The sequence below is a fragment of the Streptomyces sp. NPDC012637 genome (assembly GCF_042954805.1).
Lineage (GTDB): Bacteria > Actinomycetota > Actinomycetes > Streptomycetales > Streptomycetaceae > Streptomyces.
On record NZ_JBIBDS010000008.1, the window covers coordinates 319,861 to 342,221 of the forward strand.

The window sequence follows — 22,361 nt, forward strand, 5'->3', positions numbered from 1 at the left end:
GGCGTTGACCGACGTTCCCGCGCACGGCGCGCCGCCCGCGACCGCCCTCGTCACGCCAGCGGCACCGCCCCGCCCGGCCGCCCGGCGCGGCCGCTGGGTCCCGTACGGCTTCGTCGCACCGTTCTTCGTGCTCTTCGGGGCGTTCGGCCTCTTCCCGCTGCTGTACACCGGGTGGGCCTCGCTGCACCGGGTCGAGCTGACCTCGCTCGAGCGCTGGGAGTGGGTGGGGGCGGGGAACTACGTGCGGCTCGCCGGCGATCCGTTCTTCTGGAACGCGCTGGGCAACACCTTCGTGATCGGCGTGCTCTCGACGGTGCCGCAGCTGCTGCTCGCGCTGGCGGTCGCGCACCTCCTCGACGTACGGCTGCGCGGGCGGGCGTTCTTCCGGGTGGTGGCGCTCGCTCCGTACGCCACCTCCGTGGCCGCGGCGACGCTCGTGTTCGCGCTGCTCTTCGGGCGGGACCACGGCTTCGTCAACTGGGTCCTGTCGGCGGCGGGCATCGCCCCGGTCGACTGGCAGAACGGGCCGTGGGCGTCGAAGGCGGCGGTGTCGGCGATCGTCGTGTGGCGGTGGACCGGCTACAACGCGCTGATCTACCTCGCCGCGATGCAGACCGTGCCGCGCGAACTGTACGAGGCGGCGGCGCTCGACGGGGCGTCGCGGTGGCGGCAGTTCGTCCATGTGACGCTGCCGGGCCTGCGGCCGACGATCCTGTTCACGGTGGTCGTGTCGACGATCGGGGCGACCCAGCTGTTCGGCGAGCCGCTGCTGTTCGGGGCCGGGGCGGGGGCCTCGGGCGGGGCGGACCACCAGTTCCAGACGCTGGGGCTCTACCTGTACGAGCAGGGGTGGGTGAACCTGCACCTGGGACGGGCCTCGGCGATCGCCTGGGTGATGCTGCTGATCCTGCTCGCGGTCTTCGGGGCGGCGCGGCTCGCCCGGTCGCGGGCTTCGTCGAGGCCCTGGGAGGCGGACTGATGCGTACGGCACGGGCCGGCCGGGGCACGTACGTCCTGCTGCTCCTCTTCGCCGCCGTCTCCCTCTTCCCGCTGCTGTGGGCGGCGGTCGCCGCCTCCCGGACGACGACCCGGCTCGCGCACACGCCGCCGCCGCTGCGCTTCGGCCGCAATCTGCCGCGCAACCTGGGCATCGCGTGGACCGACGCCCATCTGGGTGCGGCGCTCGCGAACACGGTGCTCGTGGCCTCGGTGATCACGGCGGGCACGGTGCTCGTGGCGACGCTCGCCGGCTTCGCCTTCGCGCGGCTGCGGTTCCGGTTCCGGGGCGCGCTGCTGGCGCTCGTGGTGGGGACGATGCTGGTCCCGCCGCAGCTCGGGGTGGTACCGCTGTATCTGGTGATCGCCCGGCTGCGCTGGACGGACGAGCTGCAGGCGGTGGTCCTGCCGGGTCTGGTGTCGGCCTTCGGGGTGTTCTTCATGCGCCAGCACCTGCTGCGGGCGCTGCCGGCCGAGTTGGTGGAGGCGGCGCGGGTGGACGGGGCCGGGGCGCTGCGGATCGTGTGGCACGTGGTGTTCCCGGCGGCGCGGCCTGCGATGGCGGTGCTGGGGGCGCTGACGTTCGTGGCGGCGTGGAACGACTTCTTCTGGCCGGTGCTCGTGCTGACCCAGACGGGGAGTCCGACGGTGCAGGTGGCCCTGACGGGTCTGGGTCGCGGTTACATCCCGGACCAGTCGGTGGTGATGGCGGGCGCGGTGCTCGGGACGGTGCCGCTGCTGCTGGTGTTCGCGGTGCTGGGCCGGCAGATCGTGGGCGGGGTGATGCGGGGCGCGGTGAAGGGCTGAGCGGGCGGGGGCGCTGAGAACCCGTCACTCGTACGGCCGGGGTGGAGGGCTTCACCCGTACGCCACCGTCAGCGTCCCCTGATGTCCGACATCCCCATCGCGGACCTCCCGGAGCCGGAGAAGGAGCGATGGACAGCCGCTACGGCTCGCTCTCCCTGGAACCGGAGCCCGGACAGGGGCGCGCCCCGGCCGGTGGTGGGGGTGGGACCGGCCGGGGCGCGCGGTGTGGGGGGACCAGGTGGTCCAGGGGCTACCTGTAGGCGGCGAAGGCCTTGGTGAAGGCGAGCGGCTGCTGGAGGATCGAGGAGCAGGTGGCGTCCGCGTGGTTCACCGCGCCGGCCGCGCACTGCTTGTCGCGGGTCGAGGACCACATCGACAGCCAGCCGATGCCCTTGGAGCGGGCGAAGTCGACGAGCTGGGTGGCGTCGTCGACCTTGAAGATCTCGGTGGTGACGTCGTTGACGCCGATCATCGGGGTGACCGCGACGGCCTTCCACGCGGCTGCGTCCGACAGGCCGAGGACGCCCTTGATCTGGGCCTGGGTGGCGGTGGCGGCGGAGATCGCGTACTGGCCCATGTCGCCGCTGTAGGCCGGTCCGTAGTCCATCGCCATGATGTTCACCGCGTCGACGCGCACGCCGTTGCGCTTGGCGTCGGCGAGCAGGTCCACGCCCGGCTGGGTCAGGCCCTCGGGCATGACGGGCAGGGTGAAGGACACGTTCAGACCGGGGTGCGACTTCTGGAGCTGGGCGATGGCCTGGGCGCGGCGGGTGTTGGCGGCGGTGTCCGGCAGGGCGGCGCCCTCGATGTCGAAGTCGACCTTGGTGAGCGCGTACTGGTCGACGACCTTGCCGTACGCGGCGGCGAGGGCGGCGGACGAGGAGCAGTTCAGGGCGAGTTCGTGGCCGGCGGCGCCGCCGAAGGAGACGCGCACGTCACCGCCCTTGGCGCGGAGCGCACCGATCTGCGCGGCCACCTTGTCCGAGGCCAGGTCGGTGACGCCGCCCCACAGCGGGGTACAGCTGCCGCCGGAGGTGATGAAGGCGAGGTTGAACTCCTTCACACCGGTCTGGTCGGCGGTGGCGAGGAGGTCGTACGCCGGGTACAGGGAGGTGTCGACGTACGGGGCGAACCGGGCGGCGGTGCCGGGCGGCGGCGCGGTGGTCGCCGTGGCCGTCGGCGTGGGGGTCGCCGTCTTCGTGGGGGTGGGCGTGGCCGTCCTGGTCGGGCTCGGCGTGGCCGTGGGGCTCGCCGTCGCCGTCGGCCGGGTCGTGGGGCGGCCGCTCGGGGTGGGGGTGGTGCCGCCCGCGGCGCAGGCGGCCTTGTTGATCAGACAGTTGGCGGGGTCGCCCGCCTGGCCGGAGGATGCGGTGACGAAGCCGACCGTGACGGACCGGCCCGGGGCGAGTTCCTTGTTCCAGCTCGCCGGCTTCACGGTGACGTGCCTGCCGGAGACGGTGTGCTCGCCGTTCCAGAGGGAGCCGATGGTGGTGCCCTCGGGCAGGTCGAACTCCAGCGTCCAGCCCGACTGGACGCCGGCCGTCTCGTTGGTGATCACGTACTGGCCGGTGTACCCGCCGGTCCAGGAGCTGGTCCTGGTGTACGCGGCGCCGACGGACGCGGCCTGCGCGGTGCCGGAGAGCGCGAACGCCGCGCCGCCGATCACCGCGGCGGCCACGACCACGCCGACGGCCTTCGTCGTGCCGCTCGCCTTGCGCCGGTGCGAACTGGTGCCCATCGCGTGCCTGCCTCTGTGTGTGCCGGGAGTGGGGGGTGGTGGGGTGCGGCAGCACGCTAGCGAGGCGGAAACGGACAAATGGCAAGGAGCGGGCCGGGGTTGGGATTCTTAGGCTCCGCTTAAGGAAGGCATCGGGACGCCGAAAGGTTCACCGGGTGCGGCGCCGCCCGCGGCGGCCCGGGCCGCGGACGGCCCGGTCGCCCAGGCCGATCCAGATGCGGACCTCGGTGCCGCCGAGCACCGAGTGCCCGATGCGGACGTCGCCACCGGTCGACTCCGCCATCCGCCGCACGATGTCCAGGCCGAGCCCGGTGGAGCCGTGCCGGCCGCTGCCCGCGCCACGGGCGAGCGCCGCCGCGGGATCGGGGATGCCCGGGCCCGCGTCCGAGACCAGGATGATGACGGCGTCCTCGCCGTTGTGGAGGTCGACGGAGAAGGCGGTGCCCTCCCGGGTGTGCCGGAAGACGTTGCCGAGCAGCGCGTCGAGCGCGGCGGCCAGCTCGGGCCGCGCGACCGGGATCCGCACCGGTCGCTCGACGCCCGCGACCCGCACCTTGCGGTCCTCGTCCTCCGCGAGCGCCGACCAGAAGTCCATCCGCTCGCGCACCACCTCGGCGGCGTCGCAGCCCGCGACCGGCGCCGTCGCCAGGGTCTGCGGCTTCGCCTCCCGTGCCGTACGGATGATGGTGTCGACCTCGCGCTCCAGCTGCTCCACCGCCGCCCGCGTCTGGTCTGCGGCCGGACCGGAGCCCAGCGAGGCCGCGTTGAGCCGCAGCACGGTCAGCGGGGTGCGCAGCCGGTGCGAGAGGTCGGCGGCCAGTTCCCGCTCGTTGGCGAGCAGCTGCACGACCTGGTCGGCCATCGAGTTGAAGGCGACGGCGGCCGACTTGAGCTCCGGCGGCCCCTCCTCGCGGACCCGCGCGCCCAGTTTGCCCTCGCCGAGCTCGTGCGCGGCGCGGGCGAGCCGCTGCGCGGGCTGCACCATGCGCAGTCCGAGCCGGTCGGCGACGGCCACCGAGCCGACGATGAGGGCGATGCCGACCGCGGCGAGCACCAGCCAGGCGGTGGCGACACCGTTGGTGACCTCGCCCTCCGGCACGAAGAGTTCGACGACCGCGACCTGCCCGGAGCTCACCGCGGTGGGCTGGAGCAGCACGGAGCCCCCGGACACCTCGGCGATCGTGGCACGGCCGAGCGAGCGGGTGGTGGCCAGGTCCTCGCCGGACGCCCGCATGGCGCCGATCACCTCGCCCCGGCCGCCGGCCTCGCCGGGCGCGGCCGGCAGGTGCACGGCGAGCCGTCCCTCGGCGCCGTCGTCGGTGGTGGCGACGGCCCGCTCCAGCTGCTCCCGGTCGGTGGTGATGGCGAGCACCGGCGCGAGCCCGGCGGCCCGCCGCTCGGCGTTGGAGAACGCACGGTCACGGGCCATCTCCTTGACGACCAGGCCGAGCGGTACGGCGAAGGCGACCACGACCATGACGGTGACGGCGAGCGACACCTTGACCAGGGCCCATCTCACGGCTGGGGCTCCCTCGGCGGCTCCAGCTTCACGCCCACCCCGCGCAGGGTGTGCAGATAGCGCGGCCGGGCGGCCGTTTCGCCCAGCTTCCGTCGCAGCCACGACAGATGTACGTCGATGGTCTGGTCGTCCCCGTACGACTGCTGCCACACCTCGGCGAGCAGCTCCTTGCGCGGGACGACGACGCCCGGCCGGCCGGCGAGGAAGGCCAGCAGGTCGAACTCCCGCCGGGTCAGGTCGAGCGCGGTCCCGTCGAGCGCGGCCTGCCGGCGCAGCGGGTCGATGGCGAGACCGCCGACCCGGATCTCCCGCGAGGGCGGCGCCTCGCCCGAGGACCGCGCCCTGCGCAGCACCGCGGCCATCCGCGCGGACAGGTGCTCCACCGAGAACGGCTTGGTGAGGTAGTCGTCCGCCCCGTCGTTGAGTAGCCGGACGATCTCGGCCTCGTCGTCCCGCGCGGTCGCGATGATCACCGGCACGTCGGTGATCCCGCGCAGCATCTTCAGCGCCTCGGCGCCGTCCAGATCGGGCAGCCCGAGATCGAGGATGACCACGTCGAAACGGTGATGGGCGACCTCCCGCAACGCCTCCAGGGCCGTCCCGACGCTCCGCACGGTGTGGGAGGCCTCGGTGAGATGCCGGATGAGGGCGGAGCGGACGAACTGGTCGTCCTCGACCACGAGCACACTTGCCATGGCCCGCACCGTACGCCATTCGGGGGATGGCAGTATGGGCCGGTGCGAAGAGGACTGGTTCACGCGCTGGCGTGGTCGCTCGCCACCGGTGCGGCGGTGACGCTCTCCTGGTGGGGAGTGCACACGGTGCTGGCCGGCACGGTCTACGACCCGCCGCGCGCCCTGCCGATCCCGTCCGGCACGGCGGCGATCGGCGACGCCGCCGCCGGCACGGATCCGCTGGCCTCCTCGACCCCGCGCTCCGGTTCGCCCACCACGAGCCCCACGGCCGCGCCGAGCACCGCCCGCCCCTCCAAGCCGGCGACCACGGCCCCGGCCGGCCGGACCACCGCCCCGAGGACCACCGCGCCGAGCGGCTCCGGCAACGGCCCGGGCAGCGTGAGGAGTTACGGGACGGACGGCGGCCGGGTGGTCTTCGACCTCGGCCCGTCCTCGGCCGAACTGGTCTCCGCGATCCCCGGGTCCGGCTGGCAGATGCAGGTGTGGAAGCAGCCCACCTGGATCCGGGTCACCTTCACCAGGGACGGCCGCGAGATCTCCGTCTTCTGCCTCTGGCACGACACCGCGCCGCGCGTGGAGATCGAGGAGCGCTGACCGTACGGGCGGCGGGCGTCAGCGGAAGACGGCCGCGGGCGGTACGGGCGAGGGCTTGGCGCTCGCGTCGGTGACCGGCGCCGCGCCGCCCGTGAAGTCGGCGAGCGCCCGCCCGTGTTCGACCCGGCCCGGGTGCGGGTCGGTCGCCACCCGCCGGGTCAGCTCGGCCACCGGCAGCTCCCGGTCCGAGGCGAGCAGCACGGCGTTGCCGAAGCGGCGACCGCGCAGGACGGTCGGGTCGGCGGCGAGCGCCAGCTCGGGGAAGACGGTGGCGGCAGTGGCGATCTGGCCGCGCAGGTGGGCGAGCGGCGGACCGTCGGCGAGGTTGGCCGCGTAGAAGCCGCCGGGCCGCAGCACCCGCCGTACCTCGGCCAGGAACTCCGTACTGGTCAGATGCGCGGGCGTCCGGGCCCCGCTGAACACGTCGGCGATGATCAGGTCCGCCCAGCCGTCGGCGACCTTGCCGAGCCCGGCGCGGGCGTCGGTGGCGCGGACCCGGATCCGGGCACCGGAGTCGAGCGGCAGCTCGCGGCGCACCAGCCGCACGAGCGGCTCGTCCAGCTCCACGATCTGCTGGGTGGAGCGGGGCCGGGTGGCGGCGACGTAGCGGGCGAGGGTGAAGGCACCGCCGCCGAGGTGCACGACCTGGACCGGCCTGTTGGCCGGCGCGACGAGATCGGCGATGTGGCCGAGGCGCCGCTGGTACTCGAAGGAGAGGTATCCGGGATCGTCGAGGTCGACGTGGGACTGCGGGGCACCGTCGATGAGCAGCGTCCAGCCGCGCGCCCGCTCGCGGTCGGGTATGAGTTCGGCGAGTCCGCCGTCCACGGTCTCGACGACCGCGACGGCCCCTGCCACTCGTTCCCGCTGTCTGTTCCTGGCCACGGCCCCATTATCCGTGCACGTGCGGAACCGGGCGCAGCGGCGGCCGTCGGCGCCCGCGCCGGAACGGCCCAGCGGCGACCGTGGGTGCCGGTGCCGGAAGGGTTCCGCGACGACCGTGGGTGCCGGTGCCGGAAGGGTTCCGCGACGACCGTGGGTGGTGCCGGTGCCGGAACGGCTCAGCGGCAGCCGTCGGCCGCCTCGATCAGCCGGGCCGCCTGGCCCAGGGCCGCGCGCAGCATCGCCGGGTCGGTGACCTCGCCGGTGTCTCCGGGCGGAAGCAGCCAGTCCGCCGGGCGCGGGGTGGCACCGTCGGGGCCGGGGAGCTCGGGCGGCTCCGGCAGCCGCAGACCGCGGCCGTCGGTCCTGGTGCACGCGCTGCCCGGCATGTCCCAGGCCGCGGCCGTGCCGGGCGGAACCAGGAAGCCGAGCGTGTCGCAGGCGCCGTCGTGAAGCACGGGACCGACGGCCGGGGCGCCGCCGCGGCGCAGGATGTCCACGGCCTCCAGGCCCTGCCGGGCCGGCACGGTCACCAGATCACAGGGCGCGACGGGCGGCGCGACAGACGCGGCGGGCGCGGGGGACGCGCTCGCGTCCCGGGTGGGCTTGTGCCGCTCGGTCGACGCCTGCGACGCGACCGGCCCGATGGCTCCGGTTTCCACCATTTCCACCATGGGACCCTCCTCGCTCCGAAGAGGAGACACGTTCCGTCTCTCCGCATGGTTCAACGGCGAAGGGCGTCAACGGCTACGGCGGCACGCCGCCGCAAAGGATGGCAGTTCATGGCAGATCGCGTGCGAGATATCCGATTTGTTGCCAAACCCTGCGTACGCGGCCGGTCACAGCAGGTACGTTCTTGCCCCGCCGGAACACCGGCAGCACCAGGAGAGGGCTCGGCCATGGCGTTGTCACGGGCAGTTCCCAATCTCGCCTTCCGCAGGCTCCGCGGACAGCGTTCGCCGGCGGAGTTCGCCGCGAGCGTCCGCCGGGCGGCTCGGGAGATCGGCGAGCAGGTCGCATGCGACGCCCGCTACATCGGGCGCGTCGAGGCGGGCGAGATCCGCTGCCCGAACTACGCCTACGAGCGGGTCTTCCTGCACATGTTCCCCGGACTGAGCCTTGCGGACCTGGGGTTCTCGGCGCGGGAGGCCGTTCGCGGCCGGCGGCCGGCCGCCGTGGCGGCCGGGGCACCGCCACCCCCCGCCATCACCACCCGGAACGATGAGGAGAGCGACGTGCTGCGTCGCGCATTCATGACCGGCGGCACCGCCACCCTGGCGACCGCCTCGCTGGGACTCGGCGGCCCCGCCGCCGCGACCATCCCGGCCCCCCGCGCCGTCCACCGCGTCGGCGACGCCGAGGTCCGCGCGGTCGAGGACGCGGTCCGCCAGATCCGGCTGCTCGACGACCGGCACGGCGCCGAGGGTCTGTACCGGCGGGCCACCCAGCCGCTGCGCACCGCCTACGCCCTGCTCGACGCGGGCGTCGCCACCCGCCGCGCCACGGCCGACCGGCTGCACAGCGGCGCCGGCGAACTCGCCATCTCCGTCGGCTGGCTCGCCCACGACTCCGGCCGCCTCGAGGACGCCCGCTCCCACTACGCCGAGGCCCTCGCCACCGCGCGCATGGCCGGCGACCACGCCCTGGAGGCGCACGCCTTCTGCAACGCCTCGTTCCTGGCCCGTGACTCGGGCCGCCACCGGGAGGCGGTCCGGGCGGCGCAGGCCGGCCTGCGGGCCGCGGCACCGCTCGGTTCCGACCGGCTGCTCGCGCTGCTGAACCTGCGGGAGGCCGGGGCGTGGGCCGGGCTCGGTGACCGTTCCGCCTGCTCCGAGGCCCTGGGCCGGGCCCACGCCCACTTCGGGCGCGGGCCGGGCGAGCGCGACCCGGAGTGGATGTCCTTCTTCGGCGAGCCGGAGCTGGAGGCACAGGAGGCCCTGTGCTGGTCGATGCTCGGCGACTGGTCCCGCGCGGCCCGGCACGCCCAGCGCGCCACGGTCCTGCAGGACCCGCACTTCGCCCGCAACCTCGCGCTCTACCGCGCCCAGCTCGCCGGGAACCTCGCCCACGCGGGCCGCCCCGACGAGGCGGCGGCGGAGGTGCGGCGCGTGGAGGGCTCGCTGGAGGGCGTCGAGTCCGCCCGCATCCGCAAGCTGCTCGCCGAGACGCGCCGGGTCATCGCCGCGTACTGACGCGGACGTCGCCGCGCACTGACGCGGGCATCGCGGCACACGGACCGGGACGCCGGCAGGTACGGACGTGACGTCGCCCCGTACGGACCGGATTCCACCGCGCACGGCCCGGGGCGTACCCCTGTACCGACGCGGACGTCGCCCCTACGAAACGGGACTCCCCGCACTGACGCGGACTCGTCCCTACGGACCGGGGCTCACCCCCGTACTGACGCGGACTCGTCCCTACGGGCCGGGGCTCACCCCCGTACGGACCGGGACGTCGCCCCGCGCGGACCCGGACCGCCCGGGTTGGCGGGCGGCACGCATCCGGGGGCGCGTGGCTACGCCTCCAGGTGTCCCGTGTCGTTCCAGCGCTCGATGGCCGGGGCGCCGTACGCCCAGCCGAGCACGGACAGGCTCGTCGGGTCGAGCCGGATGCGGGCGGCGAAGGAGACGTCCTCGCCCAGCCAGCGCGCGCCGATCGACCGCAGGATGTGGCCGTGCGCGAAGACCAGGACGTCCCGGTCGGCCGAGCGGGCCCACTCGACGACCCGGTCGGCGCGGGCCGAGAGCTCGGCCAGCGTCTCTCCCCCGGGAACGCCGTCGCGCCAGATGAGCCAGCCCGGCCGGATCGCCTGGATCTCGGGCGGCGTCAGCCCCTCGTACGCCCCGTAGTCCCACTCCATCAGGGCGTCCCAGTTCTCCGCCCGCTCGCCGAAACCGGCAAGCTCGCAGGTCTCCCGGGCCCGCACCAGCGGGCTGCTGCGCACCTCGACGCCGTCGAGGCCGGCCCACGGCCCGCGGCCGAGCCGGGTGCCGAGCAGCTTCGCGCCGCGCCGGCCCTCGTCGAGCAGAGGGATGTCGGTCCTGCCGGTGTGGCGGCCGAGCAGCGACCATTCGGTCTGGCCGTGCCGGGCGAGCAGGATGCGCGGTGCCATGAAGGCTCTCCAGGGGTTCACGGAAAGGGTGCCCTCCCATCATCGCCCACGTGAATTCGGGGTGACCCCCGGGCAACCCCGGGCCGTGCGCCGGCGTCCTCACCCGGTCGGGGAGAAGTGGGGGGACTCGTATGCGCAGGCCACGCTGGTGGGCGGAGCTCGTGCTGGTCGGCGCGGTGTACGCGGCCTACTCCTGCGGGCGGCTGCTCGCCCGCGGGGACGTGGGCACGGCGGTCGGCCACGGCCTCGCGATCCTGCGCGCGGAGGAGTTCCTCGGCATCGCCGTGGAGCGTCCGCTGAACCGGCTCTTCACGGCGGTTCCCGCGCTCGGCGTGCCCGCCGACTTCGTGTACGCCTCCCTCCACTACCTGGTCACGCCCGCGGTCCTGGTCTGGCTGTTCCGCCGCCGGCCCGCGCGCTACCGGGCCGCACGGACCTGGCTGATGGTCTCCACGCTGCTCGGCCTCGTGGGCTTCACCCTGCTCCCGACCTGTCCGCCGCGGCTGCTCGACCCGGGCCACGGCTTCGTCGACACGATGGCCCGCTTCAGCTCGTACGGCTGGTGGGGCGGCGAGGCGAGCGCGCCGCGGGGGCTGGGCGCGCTCACCAACCAGTACGCGGCGATGCCGAGCCTGCACGTGGGCTGGGCGCTGTGGTGCGGCGTAATGCTGTGGCGGTACGGGCGGACACCGCTGTCCCGGGCGCTCGGCGTCGGCTATCCGCTGCTGACGGTCCTGGTGGTCATGGGCACGGCCAACCACTACCTTCTCGACGCGGTCGCCGGGGCGGCCGTGATGGGCGCCGGGCTGCTGCTCACGCCGTACGCGATGCGCCTGGCCGACCGGGTGGCGGACCGGGTGATGACGGGCGGATCCCGGCAAAGCGCCCCGCCTGTCAGTGGCGGATGGGAGACTTCCGCGGGTGAGCGCATCCCTGGGCAGCGGTCCGCACCGGCCGCCGCAGACGACATTCCGTCATCGGCTCGCTGAGCTGCGCGGACCGGCCGCCGTGCCGCGTCCGCTCGACGCGCGGGCGCTGGCCGCCCTGGCCGCGAACCCCGGCTGCAGGCGGCGCGCGATCCTCGACGGCGCGGGCGTCGACAAGACCGCGCTCGCCGCGAAGCTGGGAGCGCCCTCGGGCTTCGGCCAGTCGCAGTTCGCCATCGCCCGGGGCAACGCGTTCGAGGCGAAGGTGAAGGCGGACGGCGGCCGGGAGCTGCTCGGTCTGCTCGGCATCACGGAGCCGGGGACGGTGGACCTGCCGGAGCTCGCCGCCGCCGGGCCCGAGGGCCGGGCGGCCCGGACGGCGCTCGCGCTGCGGGAGGCGACGGCGGCGGGCCGCTGGGCGCTGCTCGACCATCCGATGCTGGCGCTCGAGGTCGCCGGCTCACCGGTCTATCTGGAGCCCGACGCGGTCGTGGTCCATCCCGACGGGCGGTGGACGGTCGTCGAGATCAAGTCCTTCCCGATGGTCGACGGCTCGGCCGACGCGTCGAAGGTGGGCGCGGCGGCCCGCCAGGCGGCGGTGTACGTGCTGGCCCTGGAGCGGATCGCGGGCGTCACCGAGGGCGCCGGGGTGGCGCACCGGGTGCTGCTCGTCTGCCCGAAGGACTTCTCCAACCTGCCGACGGCCTCGGCGGTCGACGTCCGCAAGCAGCTGGCGGTCACCCGGCGCCAGCTGGCCCGGCTGACCCGGATCGAGGAGATCGCGGACGCGCTGCCGGAGGGCGTCACCTTCGACGTGGCGGAGTGCTCGGCCGAGGAGCTGGCCGCGGCGGTGGAGTGCGTGCCACACGCGTACGCGCCGGAGTGCCTGTCCGCGTGCGAGCTGGCGTTCCACTGCCGGGAGCGGGCCCGGGCCGCGGACGCCGTGACGGCGCTCGGCCGGTCCGTACGGGGTGAGCTGGGCGGTCTGACGACGATCGGCGCGGTCCTGGCGGCGGCGCGCGGCGAGGCGGGTGACCCGGAGGACCCGGCGGTGGCGGCGCTGCGCCGGGCGCGTGCGCTGCGCGGTGAGGCGCTGGCGGGAGCGGCCGGTGCGGCGGGCGGGGAGGAGGTGGCCTGATGTCGCTCATCTCCACCCTGGCCCGGATGGAGGCCGTCGAGGCGGGCCGGGCCCAGCCGCTGGCCACCGTGCGGCACCGGCACCTGTCCGAACGGCCCCTGGTCTTCGTGCCGTTGACGACGTCCGGCGAGGCGGGCGCTCCGCTCGGCGCGCTGGTCGGCACGGACCCCGGGGCGCCGCGCCTGCTGGTCGTGCCGCAGCCGCGCGACCGTGACCTGCGCTTCGCGTTCCTCGCCGAACTGGCCGACGAGATCCTGCCGTACGTCGACTCCTACGCCGGGGACGTCGAGGTCAACGAGCGCTCCGAGACCGACCCGGAGACCGGGAAGAAGGTCAAGGTCGAGGTCGAACTCTGCGCGGACGCACCCCAGTTGGTGGTGCCGAGCCGGGCGGGCGTCGAGTACGTACGGCTGCTCGGGCGGTCCATGAGGTTCCGGCGGACGGCCGAGCAGGACCCGGAGACGCCGTTCCCGGCGCCGCCGCGGGTGCCGCTGCTCGGGCGCTGGCTGACCCACTTCGGCGAGCGGGCCCGGGTGCCGGGCTCCTCGCTGCTCGTCGCGGCGACGGACCTGCTGAACCGGCACTGGGCGACCGGCCAGTCCTCCCTGGAGGACCAGCACCTGGGCGCGCTGCTCGCCTGGATCGACCCGCACGACGGGGAGTCCGGTGCCGAGGCGGCGCTGCGGGCGGAGCTCGGCCGGGACGCGCAGGGCCAGTTGCTGTGCCCGCCCGCCGGTCCCGCGACCGACCCGGCCTTCGACAACCGCCTGCTCGCGCCCGCGATCGAGGCCTACGACCGGGCCCGTCAGGCACTCGGCGCCGCCGAGGACGGCGGGGCGGCCGAGGACGGCCTGGCCGCGCTGACCCGGGCCGAGCGGGAGATCCGCCGGCTCGTCGGCTCCCAGCTGAAGCCGGCCTGGGACGCGGTGTGGCGGTCGCTCGACGTGCTGCGGGAGCTTCCCGAGGGCGCGCGGGTCGCCGACCGGTGGACCCGCGACCGCTGGTCGTTCACCGGCCAGCGGGACCGGATCGCGGCGGGCGAGCCGCCGCAGCCGCGCCGGGACGACGCGGTGACCGCCGCCCGGAAGCTGGCCGCGCGCGAGCAGGCGCAGGGCCAGCTGGAGGCCCAGGAGGCGCTGGACGATCCGCTGGTCATGGCGGGGCGCCGGCTCGCGGGCGAGGCGTTCGTCGCGGAGGTCGTCGAGGTCACGATGACGCGCACGGAGAAGAACCGTCCGCGCCCGCTGCTCACGGTCCGCACGGACGACCGCCCGCATCTCGGCGAGGGCGTGAAGGTGTACCGCTCGCTGGACGGAAAGCCGCAGGCGGCGGAGTGCGCCGGGCAGGAGCCCGACGGGGCCTTCGTCCTGCGCGTCCTCGACCGGATGGGCCGCTCGAAGGACCCGGCTGAGGGCTCCGTGCCGGAGAAGGGCGAGCGGATCGCCTGGACGCTGTTCGAGCACGACCAGCGGCCGGGCGCCAAGCTGCCGGACCCGGAGGAGACGCCGTGGACCCATGGCGGTCCCCCGCGCTCCGACGCCGCCGAACTCCCCGATGCCATCACCTCCGAGGACATCCTGTGACCTTCGACCGTGCGGACTTCGACCCGGCCGCGGAGGCCGCGCGGGCGACCGCCGACATCCTGGCGAGCACCCTGCACGGGACCGCCAGGGGCGTCGTCGTGGACTCCCCGCCCGGCGCCGGCAAGTCGACGCTCGTGGTGCGGGCGGCGCTCGAACTGGCCGAGGCCGGGCGCCCGCTGATGATCGTCGCGCAGACCAACGCCCAGGTGGACGACCTGGTGCTGCGGATCGCGGAGAAGCAGCCGGACCTCCAGGTGGGCCGGCTGCACTCCAACGACTCCGATCCGTACGACAAGGCCCTGGAGGACCTGGAACAGGTGCGGAAGTCGGCGAAGGCGGCGGATCTCGCGGGCCTGCCCGTGGTCGTGTCGACGGCCGCGAAGTGGGCGCACGTGAAGAACGTGGAGCCGTGGGCGCACGCGATCGTGGACGAGGCGTACCAGATGCGCTCGGACGCGCTGCTCGCCGTGGCGGGCCTGTTCGAGCGGGCGCTGTTCGTGGGCGACCCCGGCCAGCTGGACCCGTTCTCGGTGGTGGGCGCGGAGCAGTGGGCGGGCCTGTCGTACGACCCCTCGGCATCCGCCGTCTCCACGCTGCTGGCCCACAACCCGGAGCTGCCGCAGCACCGCCTCCCGGTGTCGTGGCGCCTCCCGGCGTCGGCCGCGCCCCTCGTCTCGGACGCCTTCTACCCGTACACGCCGTTCCGCAGCGGCACGGACCACGGCGACCGGCGGCTGTCCTTCGGCGTGGCCTCGGACGGCTCGGCCCAGGACCGGGTCCTGGACGAGGCGGCCGAGTCCGGCTGGGGCCTCCTGGAGCTGCCCGCCCGGCACACCCCGCGCACGGATCCGGAGGCGGTCCACGCCGTCGCCCTGGTGGTGCGCCGGCTCCTGGACCGGGGCGGCGCCGCGATCAGCGAGCGCTCCTCCGGCCCCGTCCCGCTCACCGCGGACCGGATCGCCGTCGGCACGGCCCACCGCGACCAGGCGGCGGCCGTGCGGGCGGCGCTCGCGGAGCTGGGCGTCACGGGCGTGACGGTGGACACCGCCAACCGGCTCCAGGGCCGTGAGTACGACGTCACGGTCGTGCTCCACCCGCTCTCCGGCCGCCCGGACGCCACCGCCTTCCACCTGGAGACGGGCCGCCTGTGCGTGCTCGCCTCCCGCCACCGCCATGCCTGCGTCGTCGTCTGCCGTGCGGGCGTCACGGAGCTCCTCGACGAACACCCCTCGACGGAGCCGGTCCAGCTGGGCGTCACGGTCAAGTTCCCGGACGGGTGGGAGGCGAACCACGCGGTCCTGTCGCATCTCGCGGAGCACCGGGTGACCTGGGCCCCGTGAAACGGGGCCTTCGGCGGTCTTGCCAGGCGCGGGAGAATGGAAGTGGCCCGGGTCTCCGGGCCGCGTGTGTGCGAGGAGGAGAAGGACCATGGCGGAATCCGCGGAGCGGAGCGCACAGCGGCGGGTCAGGCCGGCGCCGCTGATCTTCGAGCCTGCCGAGGCGACCGCCGACCCGGAGCACTTCTTCGACCTCGAGTCGATAGAGGATCCTCGGGAGCTGCTGGCCCGGGCGACGGAGCTGACCCTGGCGTTCCGGGCGGCGACCGACCGGGCGATCGAGTTCCAGGCGATCGCGGCGGCGCAGCTCGCGGACCCGCGCCGGTTCGACCGGCTGACGGCGGCCGCCGTGGCGGAGCGGGCCGAGTGGACCGAGGACTACGCCCGGAAGATGATCGAGTTCGGGCAGGACCTGATCCGCTCGTCCGGGCGGGACAAGGACGAGTGACCCGACGGACCGTGCGGCGGGCAGACCGCCGGACTGGCCGTCTGGCATATGCCGGGGTGCAAGATACTCCCCCGGACCCCGCCGTGTCCGGGTTTCCGGCAACCCGCTGAAACGGAACGGTCACGGCCGGTAGATGTTCTCGTATGACCACCTGGCTGCGCGACGAGACGACCCCGTACGACATCTTCCGCTTCCTGCGGAACCCGGACGAGGAGCGGCACCAGACCGCGCGGGTGACCGAGGAGGGCGCCGCCTGGCTCGCCTCGGCCACCGCCCGCCCGGACGACACGCTCGCGCTCTGGCAGGAGCGGCCCGCCGCACCGGCGGCGCTGCCGTGCGGCGGCGTCTTCGACGTGGTGAACGTGGAGCCGATCTTCGGGCGCCGGATGCTCGACCGGCTGTGGGCCGAGGGCCCGGGTTCCGGCCCGATCGCCGTGCACCGGGGCCGCATGCTGCTCTTCGCCGCGCCCGGCACCGCCCAGCGCTTACCGTCCCTGCTCGACTGGGAGGAATGGGGTGAGGCCGTGCCCCGGCCGCTGTGCCACGGCGTGGGCGACGCCGTGACCGTCCCGCCGCTCGCCCCGGCCGACCCGGACGGTCAGGGCCCGCGCTGGGTGGTCGCGCCCGACACCCGCAAGCCCTGGCTGCCGGGCCCCGAGGTGCTGCTGTGGGCCTGCGTGCGGGCCGTCCGGATGGTTTCGCGCGCCGACGTGCGGGTATCGATTTTTGCTTCGGCGGATCCGGATGCTAATGTCTACGACGTCAGCAGGCGCCGCTAGCTCAGTTGGTTAGAGCAGCTGACTCTTAATCAGCGGGTCCGGGGTTCGAGTCCCTGGCGGCGCACAGACGGAAGAAGCCCCTCGCGGAAGCGAGGGGCTTCTTCGCGCGTTCGGACCCGCGGTGGCCTTCCGGTCATTCCCCGGGCTGCGGGCCGGTGATCCGCACCGTCCACATGCCCGCCCCGGTCCGCTCGGCCACCTCCACCCGTACGCCCGTGTCCGGCACCGTGAAGGACTCGCCCTCCCGCAGCGGCGCGTCCGCGAGCGGCGGATAGACCGAGCGCTCCCAGCAGGCCTCGGTGCGCGGATGGGTGTCCACGACCTCCACGGGGCCGTCGCCGGAGGCCGCCTGGTTACGGACCCGGTAGACGAGCACGCCCTCGGTGCAGGTGTCCGCGTCGTTGCCGGTCGCCGAGCGGGCCTCGACGGCCAGCACGCTGCCCTCGCCGGTACGGACCACCGCGAGCCGCGTGCCGAGGCTGCCGCCGGCCACGGGCGCGGCGGCGACCGGCTCCAGGCCGATCACGTGCGTGCCGGGGCCGCGGACGCAGGCCACCTGGGCGCGGTCGAGCCAGCCCAGCTTCCACTTGTGCCAGGCGAAGAGCTCCGGCGCGAGGCCGAACTGGCTGCCCATGACGTCCCAGTCGCCCACGTGGGTGTCCCAGTCGCCCTTGCCGTCCGTGGGCCGGTGGTAGAGGTCGGGCAGGTCGAAGACGTGCCCGGTCTCGTGGGCGAGCACGTTGCGGTCCGGCGGGTGCCGCTCGAAGACGGTCACGACCCGCTTGATCTCCGTTCCGTCGGCCTCCAGCGGGTGCTCCAGGTTGACCACCTTGGTGGCGTCGGAGTCCACGCCGGGCGCGTCGGGGTCGGCGACCAGGTAGACGATGTCGTAACGGGAGAAGTCGACGGAGGCGTCGGCCGCGCGGACCGCGTCGCGCAGATAGGCCGCGCGGTGCTCGGCGCTCCAGTCACGCCGTATCGCGTACGCGGAGGAGTCCCGCGGCATCCTCGTCCAGGCCGCCTGCGGGTGCGGGCGCAGGCTGAACCGGCCGTAGGAGGCGCGCTCGAAGAACTCGGACGTGCCCGGGAAGTGGTCGGCGGTCAGCTCGGCGGGGGTGGTGAGCGGGGCGGAGTCCGGGAACGACAGGAAGATCATGACCGCGTCGAGCGTGCGGGCGGGCCGCGGATAGGCCCGGTTCCAGCTGTCGAGGCCGAGCGAGTGGTGGGCGGCGGTACGGGGCAGGGCGCACGGGCCCGCGGAGTGCGCGGCGACGGCGGGGCCGGCGACCAGGCCGGTCGCGGCGAGTGCCGCGAGGGAGGTGAAGGCGGCCGCGCCGGCCCGCAGGCGCGAGCGCCGCACTCCCCCGGGTGGCTGCTGACCCCTCACGTGGACCTCCGGCTCCGGAAAGCGTGACACCTCACCCACCTTGTGTCGGTTTGGGCGGTTTCGCACCTTTCCGCTGCCCCGGTCGGGTGAGCGGGACTCGCCGGGTCGACGCGACACGGACGCGCGGCAGCTCACGGAAAGTCACATTCGTTCAGCGTGCCGTCGACCCGTGTCAGACCCGCGCAGAAACGATCGGCCGGACGGGCGGGTGGGCAGCCTCACAGCCCGCCGGAGGCCCGAGGCGGGCCTCGGAGCTGGAACGGCGCCCGGGCCTGCCTCTATGATCGGTCCACTTTCCTTGGCCGACCTTTCCGACCACATCTGTACGGCCCGAACGCACTACGGGAGCGAGCGGTGAGCGGAACCCCCGAAGAACCGGTGCATCCGTCGGCGGAGCCGATGCTCACAGAGCGTCACTCACCCCCACTCGATCCCGGCCCCGGACTCGAACTCGGGGCCGGACTCGACTCCGGACCGGGATTCGGCCTCGACCCCGGCCTCGGCTCCGGTTCCGGACTCGGCTCCGACCCCGGACTCGGCTCCGGTTCCGGACTCGGCTCCGGGCCCGGCCTCGCCCCCGGCCCGGGACTCGGCCCCGACCCCGCCGCCGAACTCCGCGACTACAGCGCCGCCTTCCGTGCCGCCCGGCTCGCGATGGCCATGGTGGACCGGGACGGCGTCGTCGTCGCCGCGAACGAAGCCCTCGGCGCGCTGCTCGGCACCGAGCCGGCCGCCCTCCACCGGCAGGCCGCCGCCGACCTCGTCGACCTCGCCTCCGACGGCCGCACCTGGCACGCCTACCGCGAGGTGCTGCGCGGCCGGCGCTCCCGGTTCCGCTGCACCCGCCGCCTCAAGCACCCCGACGGGCAGTCCCTGTGGGCCGAGGTGACCGTGTCGCCCGTGCCCGACAGTCCGCGCGTACTGCTCTCGGTCGCCGACATCAGCGACCGGCGCGAGCTCCAGGCCCGGCTGCGCCACCTCCAGATGCACGACCCGGTCACCCGGCTGCCCAACCGCACCCTGTTCTTCGAGCGGCTGACCGCCGCCCTGGAGAGCGCCGCCGCCGACGGCCCCTCCGACGAGGACCTCCGGGACCCGTCGTACGACGCCTACTCCTCGTACGAGTCCTACGAGTCGTACGGGCATGGCGGAACAGGGCGGATCGGGCTCTGCTACCTGGACCTGGACGGCTTCAAGGCGGTCAACGACACCCTCGGCCACCGGGTCGGCGACCGGCTGCTCGCCGCCGTCGCCGGCCGGCTCACCGAGTGCGCCGACGGACACGGCTTCACCCGCGGCGGCGGCCACCTCGTGGCCCGGCTCGGCGGCGACGAGTTCGCGATCCTGGTCGAGGACTCCGTCGGCACCGAGCAGCTGGCCGACCTGGCGCAGGCCGTGCTCACCTCGCTCCAGGAGCCCTTCGACCTGTCCGGGCAGCGGCTCTCGGTCTCCGCGTCCATCGGCGTGGTCGAGCGGCGCGCCCACGGCTCGACGGCGACGCAGCTGATGCAGGCCGCCGACACCACGCTGTACTGGGCCAAGGCCGACGGGAAGGCCCGCTGGACGCTCTTCGACCCGGAGCGCAACGCCCACCGGATGACCCGGCAGGCACTGTCCTCCACCCTGCGGCCCGCCGTGGAGCGCGGCGAGTTCACGCTGGAGTACCAGCCGCTCGTGGACCTCGCCGACGGGGCGGTGCGCGGGGTGGAGGCGCTGGTGCGCTGGAACCACCCGCAGTTCGGCACGCTGACGCCGAATCGGTTCGTCGGAATCGCCGAGGAGGACGGCTCGATCGTCGAGCTCGGACGCTGGGTGCTGAACACCGCCTGCCGCCAGGCCCGGCAGTGGCAGAAGGACCACCCGGGCGACCGGCCGATCTTCGTCAGCGTCAACGTGGCGGTCCGTCAGGTCTGGGACTCCGACCTGGTCGCCGACGTCGCCGGCATCCTCGCCGAGACCGGCCTCGCGCCGCACCTGCTCCAGCTGGAGCTGACCGAGTCGGCGGTGATGGGCTCGGCGGGCCGGCCGCTCCAGGCGCTCCAGGCGCTGAGCGACATGGGCGTGCGGATCGCGATCGACGACTTCGGCACCGGCTACTCGAACCTCGCCTATCTGAGCCGGCTGCCGGTCTCCGTCCTGAAGCTGGACGGATCGTTCGTGCGCGGCTTCCAGGACGAGGAGCACGCCAGCCCGGCCGACGAGCTGATCGTGGAGGCGCTGGTGCAGCTCGCGCACCGGCTCGGGCTCACGGTCACCGCCGAGTGCGTGGAGACCGCGGGCCAGGCCGCGCGGCTTCGCCGGATCGGCTGCGACACCGGGCAGGGCTGGCTCTACTCGCGGGCGGTGGCGCCCGAGCGCATCGCCGGCCTCATCGGCGTCGCGCCCCTGCCCGTGTAGGAGTCCGGGCATGGAACTGCCCCCGGCCGGAGGGACATTCCGGGCGGGGGCAGTGGTTCATGCGGTGCCGGGGCAGTGGCCGCGGAGGGTCAGCAGGCGCCCTGGTCCTTCCAGACGCCCCACTCGCCGGTCGTGCCCGGCTCCTCGTTCTGGGTCCACCACTGGGCGAGCCACTTGCGGCCCTTGTGGGAGACGACCGTGCCGCCGGTGTAGACGGTGCCGGCCACGTAGGCCGGGGCGGTGCAGCCGGCCGGCGGGGTGGTGGTCTGCGTCGGGGTCGGGGTCGGGCTCGTGGTGGTCGCCGTCGGGGTCGGGGTCGCCGTCGTCTGGGTCGGCGTCGGGGTCGGGGTCGTCGGGGACGAGCCGACCGCGGTCACGATCTGGTTGAAGAGCGTGGCGTTGGCGTCCAGGCCGAGCAGCGAGTACATCATCGCGCCGGCGAGACCGCGCTGGTGGGCGTAGTCGGCGCGGGCCTGGATGGTGCGCTGGTCGAGACCGGTGAAGAACTCGCCGTCCTTGTAGAAGTAGGCGGACTTGGCCTGGTCGTCCCAGAAGGTGGTCGCCGCGTTGTCGACGATGCCGCCGAGCTCCTTGTAGTGCGCGATGCCGGCCTGCTGGCTGACCGGGCGGACGGCGGAGGCGCCGGTGGCGGGCTGGGCGAGGCCGTTGGTGGTGCCGGCCGGCACGCCCTTCCAGCCGCGGTAGTAGAACTCGTAGCCGAGCGTCAGCTTGTTCGCCGGGAAGCCGCCGGTGATGCCGTAGGCGGGCTTGCCGTCGATCCAGGAGTCGATGGCGTTGTCGATCGAGTACTTCTCGGTGCCCGGCTTGATGACGTCGGTGGGGTCGTTGCTGCCGGAGTAGAGCGGGGACTGGTGGTACGTCGGCCCGTCGCCGTCCCAGGCGCCGTGCATGTCGTACGTCATGATGTTCGCGTAGTCGAGGTACGCGCCGATCTTGTCCGTCTCGATGTTCTTGATCTTGTCCTGGCCGGCCGGCAGGGCGGCGGTCAGCAGGTACTTCTTGCCGCCGTGGGCGGCGCCGTACTCGTCGAGCTGCTTGCGGAACTCGGCGAGCAGGAGGGTGAAGTTCTGCTTGTCCTCGGGCGCGTAGTGGTTGCCGAGGTGGCCGTCGGGCGAGCCGGGGTACTCCCAGTCGATGTCGATGCCGTCGAAGATGCCGGCGGCGGTGCCGGGGCCGCCGAAGCCGCCCTCCACCGGCAGGTCGCCCTGGATGTACTGCTTGATACAGGAGGCGACGAGCTTCTTGCGGCTGGCGTCGGTCTTGGCCGCGTCCGAGAAGTACTTGGAGTAGGTCCAGCCGCCGAGCGATATGTTGATCTTCAGGTGGGGGTGCTTCGCCTTCAGTTCCTTGAACTGGTTGAAGACGCCCACGATCGGCTGGTCCCACTTGTCGGCCACGCCGTCGACGCTGTCCGCGGCCGAGAAGGACTTCTGGTAGTCGGCGTACGAGTCGCCCGCGCCGTCACCGGCGTTGGGGTTGGCGTCGTCACCCGCGGCCTTGTTGGCCTCGAAACAGGTGAGGTCGGTCGGGTGGATGTTCCCGAACGAGTAGTTGATGACGTCCAGTTTGGCCGCGATGCCCCGCTGGTCGAGGTGCTTGGGATAGAAGGCGTTCCCGTACACGCTCCACTGGTCGTAGTACGCGATCTTGACGCCGCCGGTGGACGCGGCCGTGGTCGCGGTGCCGGCGGCCTGCGCCGAGCCGAGGCCGGCGGTCGCGGCGAGGGCGCCCGCCGCGAGGGCCGAGCCGAGGAGTGCGGCGATCAGCGGTCTGCGGGAACTGCGGGGATTGCGGGGGTGCACGTGCGGCCTCCGGGAGGGGTGGCGGTACGGAAGTTGGAGCAGTGATATCCGCCGCATGAACAGCACGTCAATGGTCTGAACCAGATTGAGGACTAGACCAATTGGCGGGAGAAAGCCCTTGTCAGGGCCCTCCGGAGGGCTCGCAGCACAAAACGGAACCGCTCGCCACCACGTGTGACGAGCGGTTTAAGGCTCCCTTA

Annotated in this window: 19 protein-coding genes and 1 tRNA gene; 12 read left to right on the top strand and 8 right to left on the bottom strand. The window is 73.9% G+C overall.

From position 1 onward, the window contains the following. The first annotated feature begins 4 nt into the window (after positions 1–4). Together ACFY8W_RS29855 and ACFY8W_RS29860 are read left to right on the top strand one after the other, a co-directional pair. Complete coding sequence (locus ACFY8W_RS29855; protein WP_391111771.1) at positions 5–979, top strand: ABC transporter permease subunit; 975 nt, start codon at positions 5–7, stop codon at positions 977–979. Then, positions 979–1,803, top strand: a complete 825-nt coding sequence (locus ACFY8W_RS29860) for an ABC transporter permease subunit (RefSeq protein ID WP_391111774.1) — start codon at positions 979–981, stop codon at positions 1,801–1,803. The genes ACFY8W_RS29855 and ACFY8W_RS29860 overlap by 1 nt, the downstream gene beginning before the upstream one ends. A 250-nt stretch (positions 1,804–2,053) precedes the next feature. Here the strand turns inward: ACFY8W_RS29860 and ACFY8W_RS29865 are convergent, their stop codons facing one another. The 3 genes from ACFY8W_RS29865 to ACFY8W_RS29875 form a co-directional block, all read right to left on the bottom strand. Continuing rightward, complete coding sequence (locus tag ACFY8W_RS29865) at positions 2,054–3,541, bottom strand: cellulose binding domain-containing protein (protein ID WP_391111777.1); 1,488 nt, start codon at positions 3,539–3,541, stop codon at positions 2,054–2,056. 148 nt (positions 3,542–3,689) lie between these two features. Then, positions 3,690–5,060, bottom strand: coding sequence for an ATP-binding protein (locus ACFY8W_RS29870; RefSeq protein WP_391111780.1), 1,371 nt, complete (start codon positions 5,058–5,060; stop codon positions 3,690–3,692). Next, entirely contained in the window at positions 5,057–5,755 is a 699-nt protein-coding gene (locus tag ACFY8W_RS29875) for a response regulator (protein ID WP_391111783.1), read from the bottom strand. Before ACFY8W_RS29875 ends, ACFY8W_RS29870 begins: the two co-directional genes overlap by 4 nt. Before the next feature lie 42 nt (positions 5,756–5,797). Between ACFY8W_RS29875 and ACFY8W_RS29880 the strand changes: the two genes are divergently transcribed. Beyond that, entirely contained in the window at positions 5,798–6,349 is a 552-nt protein-coding gene (locus ACFY8W_RS29880; RefSeq protein WP_391111785.1) for a hypothetical protein, read from the top strand. Between the two features lie 18 nt (positions 6,350–6,367). Here the strand turns inward: ACFY8W_RS29880 and ACFY8W_RS29885 are convergent, their stop codons facing one another. Both ACFY8W_RS29885 and ACFY8W_RS29890 read right to left on the bottom strand, forming a co-directional pair. Next, a complete protein-coding gene (locus ACFY8W_RS29885; RefSeq protein ID WP_391111788.1) occupies positions 6,368–7,234 on the bottom strand; it encodes a fused MFS/spermidine synthase in 867 nt (288 codons plus the stop codon). Between the two features lie 176 nt (positions 7,235–7,410). Then, positions 7,411–7,905, bottom strand: a complete 495-nt coding sequence (locus tag ACFY8W_RS29890; protein WP_391111790.1) for a hypothetical protein — start codon at positions 7,903–7,905, stop codon at positions 7,411–7,413. A gap of 225 nt (positions 7,906–8,130) precedes the next feature. Here ACFY8W_RS29890 and ACFY8W_RS29895 point away from each other — a divergent pair, with 225 nt between their 5' ends. Further along, positions 8,131–9,423 carry a tetratricopeptide repeat protein gene (locus ACFY8W_RS29895; protein WP_391111793.1) on the top strand — a complete coding sequence of 431 codons (1,293 nt, stop codon included), beginning with the start codon at positions 8,131–8,133 and terminating at the stop codon, positions 9,421–9,423. A gap of 323 nt (positions 9,424–9,746) precedes the next feature. Here ACFY8W_RS29895 and ACFY8W_RS29900 read toward each other — a convergent pair whose 3' ends face one another. Continuing rightward, the gene (locus ACFY8W_RS29900) at positions 9,747–10,343 is read right to left on the bottom strand and encodes a histidine phosphatase family protein (RefSeq protein WP_391111795.1); all 597 of its coding nucleotides are present in this window, start codon (positions 10,341–10,343) and stop codon (positions 9,747–9,749) included. A gap of 131 nt (positions 10,344–10,474) precedes the next feature. On the opposite strand from ACFY8W_RS29900, the gene ACFY8W_RS29905 reads away from it, so the two are divergent. From ACFY8W_RS29905 to ACFY8W_RS29935, 7 genes are all read left to right on the top strand, one after another. Then, positions 10,475–11,332: a phosphatase PAP2 family protein gene (locus tag ACFY8W_RS29905; protein ID WP_391111797.1), complete on the top strand. Its 858-nt coding sequence runs from the start codon at positions 10,475–10,477 to the stop codon at positions 11,330–11,332. Beyond that, complete coding sequence (locus tag ACFY8W_RS29910) at positions 11,265–12,407, top strand: hypothetical protein (protein WP_391111798.1); 1,143 nt, start codon at positions 11,265–11,267, stop codon at positions 12,405–12,407. Before ACFY8W_RS29905 ends, ACFY8W_RS29910 begins: the two co-directional genes overlap by 68 nt. Continuing rightward, entirely contained in the window at positions 12,407–13,990 is a 1,584-nt protein-coding gene (locus ACFY8W_RS29915; RefSeq protein ID WP_391111800.1) for a hypothetical protein, read from the top strand. Before ACFY8W_RS29910 ends, ACFY8W_RS29915 begins: the two co-directional genes overlap by 1 nt. Further along, complete coding sequence (locus ACFY8W_RS29920; RefSeq protein ID WP_391111802.1) at positions 13,987–15,330, top strand: AAA domain-containing protein; 1,344 nt, start codon at positions 13,987–13,989, stop codon at positions 15,328–15,330. Before ACFY8W_RS29915 ends, ACFY8W_RS29920 begins: the two co-directional genes overlap by 4 nt. Positions 15,331–15,418: 88 nt before the next feature. Then, positions 15,419–15,775: a hypothetical protein gene (locus ACFY8W_RS29925; RefSeq protein WP_391111804.1), complete on the top strand. Its 357-nt coding sequence runs from the start codon at positions 15,419–15,421 to the stop codon at positions 15,773–15,775. 143 nt (positions 15,776–15,918) lie between these two features. Next, positions 15,919–16,554, top strand: coding sequence for a bifunctional DNA primase/polymerase (locus tag ACFY8W_RS29930; protein WP_391111807.1), 636 nt, complete (start codon positions 15,919–15,921; stop codon positions 16,552–16,554). Further along, positions 16,545–16,618 (top strand) — tRNA-Lys (locus tag ACFY8W_RS29935). The genes ACFY8W_RS29930 and ACFY8W_RS29935 overlap by 10 nt, the downstream gene beginning before the upstream one ends. 69 nt (positions 16,619–16,687) lie before the next feature. Here the strand turns inward: ACFY8W_RS29935 and ACFY8W_RS29940 are convergent. Next, the gene (locus tag ACFY8W_RS29940) at positions 16,688–17,941 is read right to left on the bottom strand and encodes a M6 family metalloprotease domain-containing protein (protein WP_391111810.1); all 1,254 of its coding nucleotides are present in this window, start codon (positions 17,939–17,941) and stop codon (positions 16,688–16,690) included. 654 nt (positions 17,942–18,595) lie between these two features. Between ACFY8W_RS29940 and ACFY8W_RS29945 the strand changes: the two genes are divergently transcribed. Further along, positions 18,596–20,338 (top strand): EAL domain-containing protein, encoded by a 1,743-nt coding sequence (locus tag ACFY8W_RS29945; RefSeq protein WP_391112224.1) that lies wholly within the window; start codon positions 18,596–18,598, stop codon positions 20,336–20,338. Between the two features lie 89 nt (positions 20,339–20,427). Here ACFY8W_RS29945 and ACFY8W_RS29950 read toward each other — a convergent pair whose 3' ends face one another. After that, positions 20,428–22,125, bottom strand: coding sequence for a glycosyl hydrolase family 18 protein (locus ACFY8W_RS29950; RefSeq protein WP_391112227.1), 1,698 nt, complete (start codon positions 22,123–22,125; stop codon positions 20,428–20,430). Positions 22,126–22,361 lie beyond the last annotated feature (236 nt).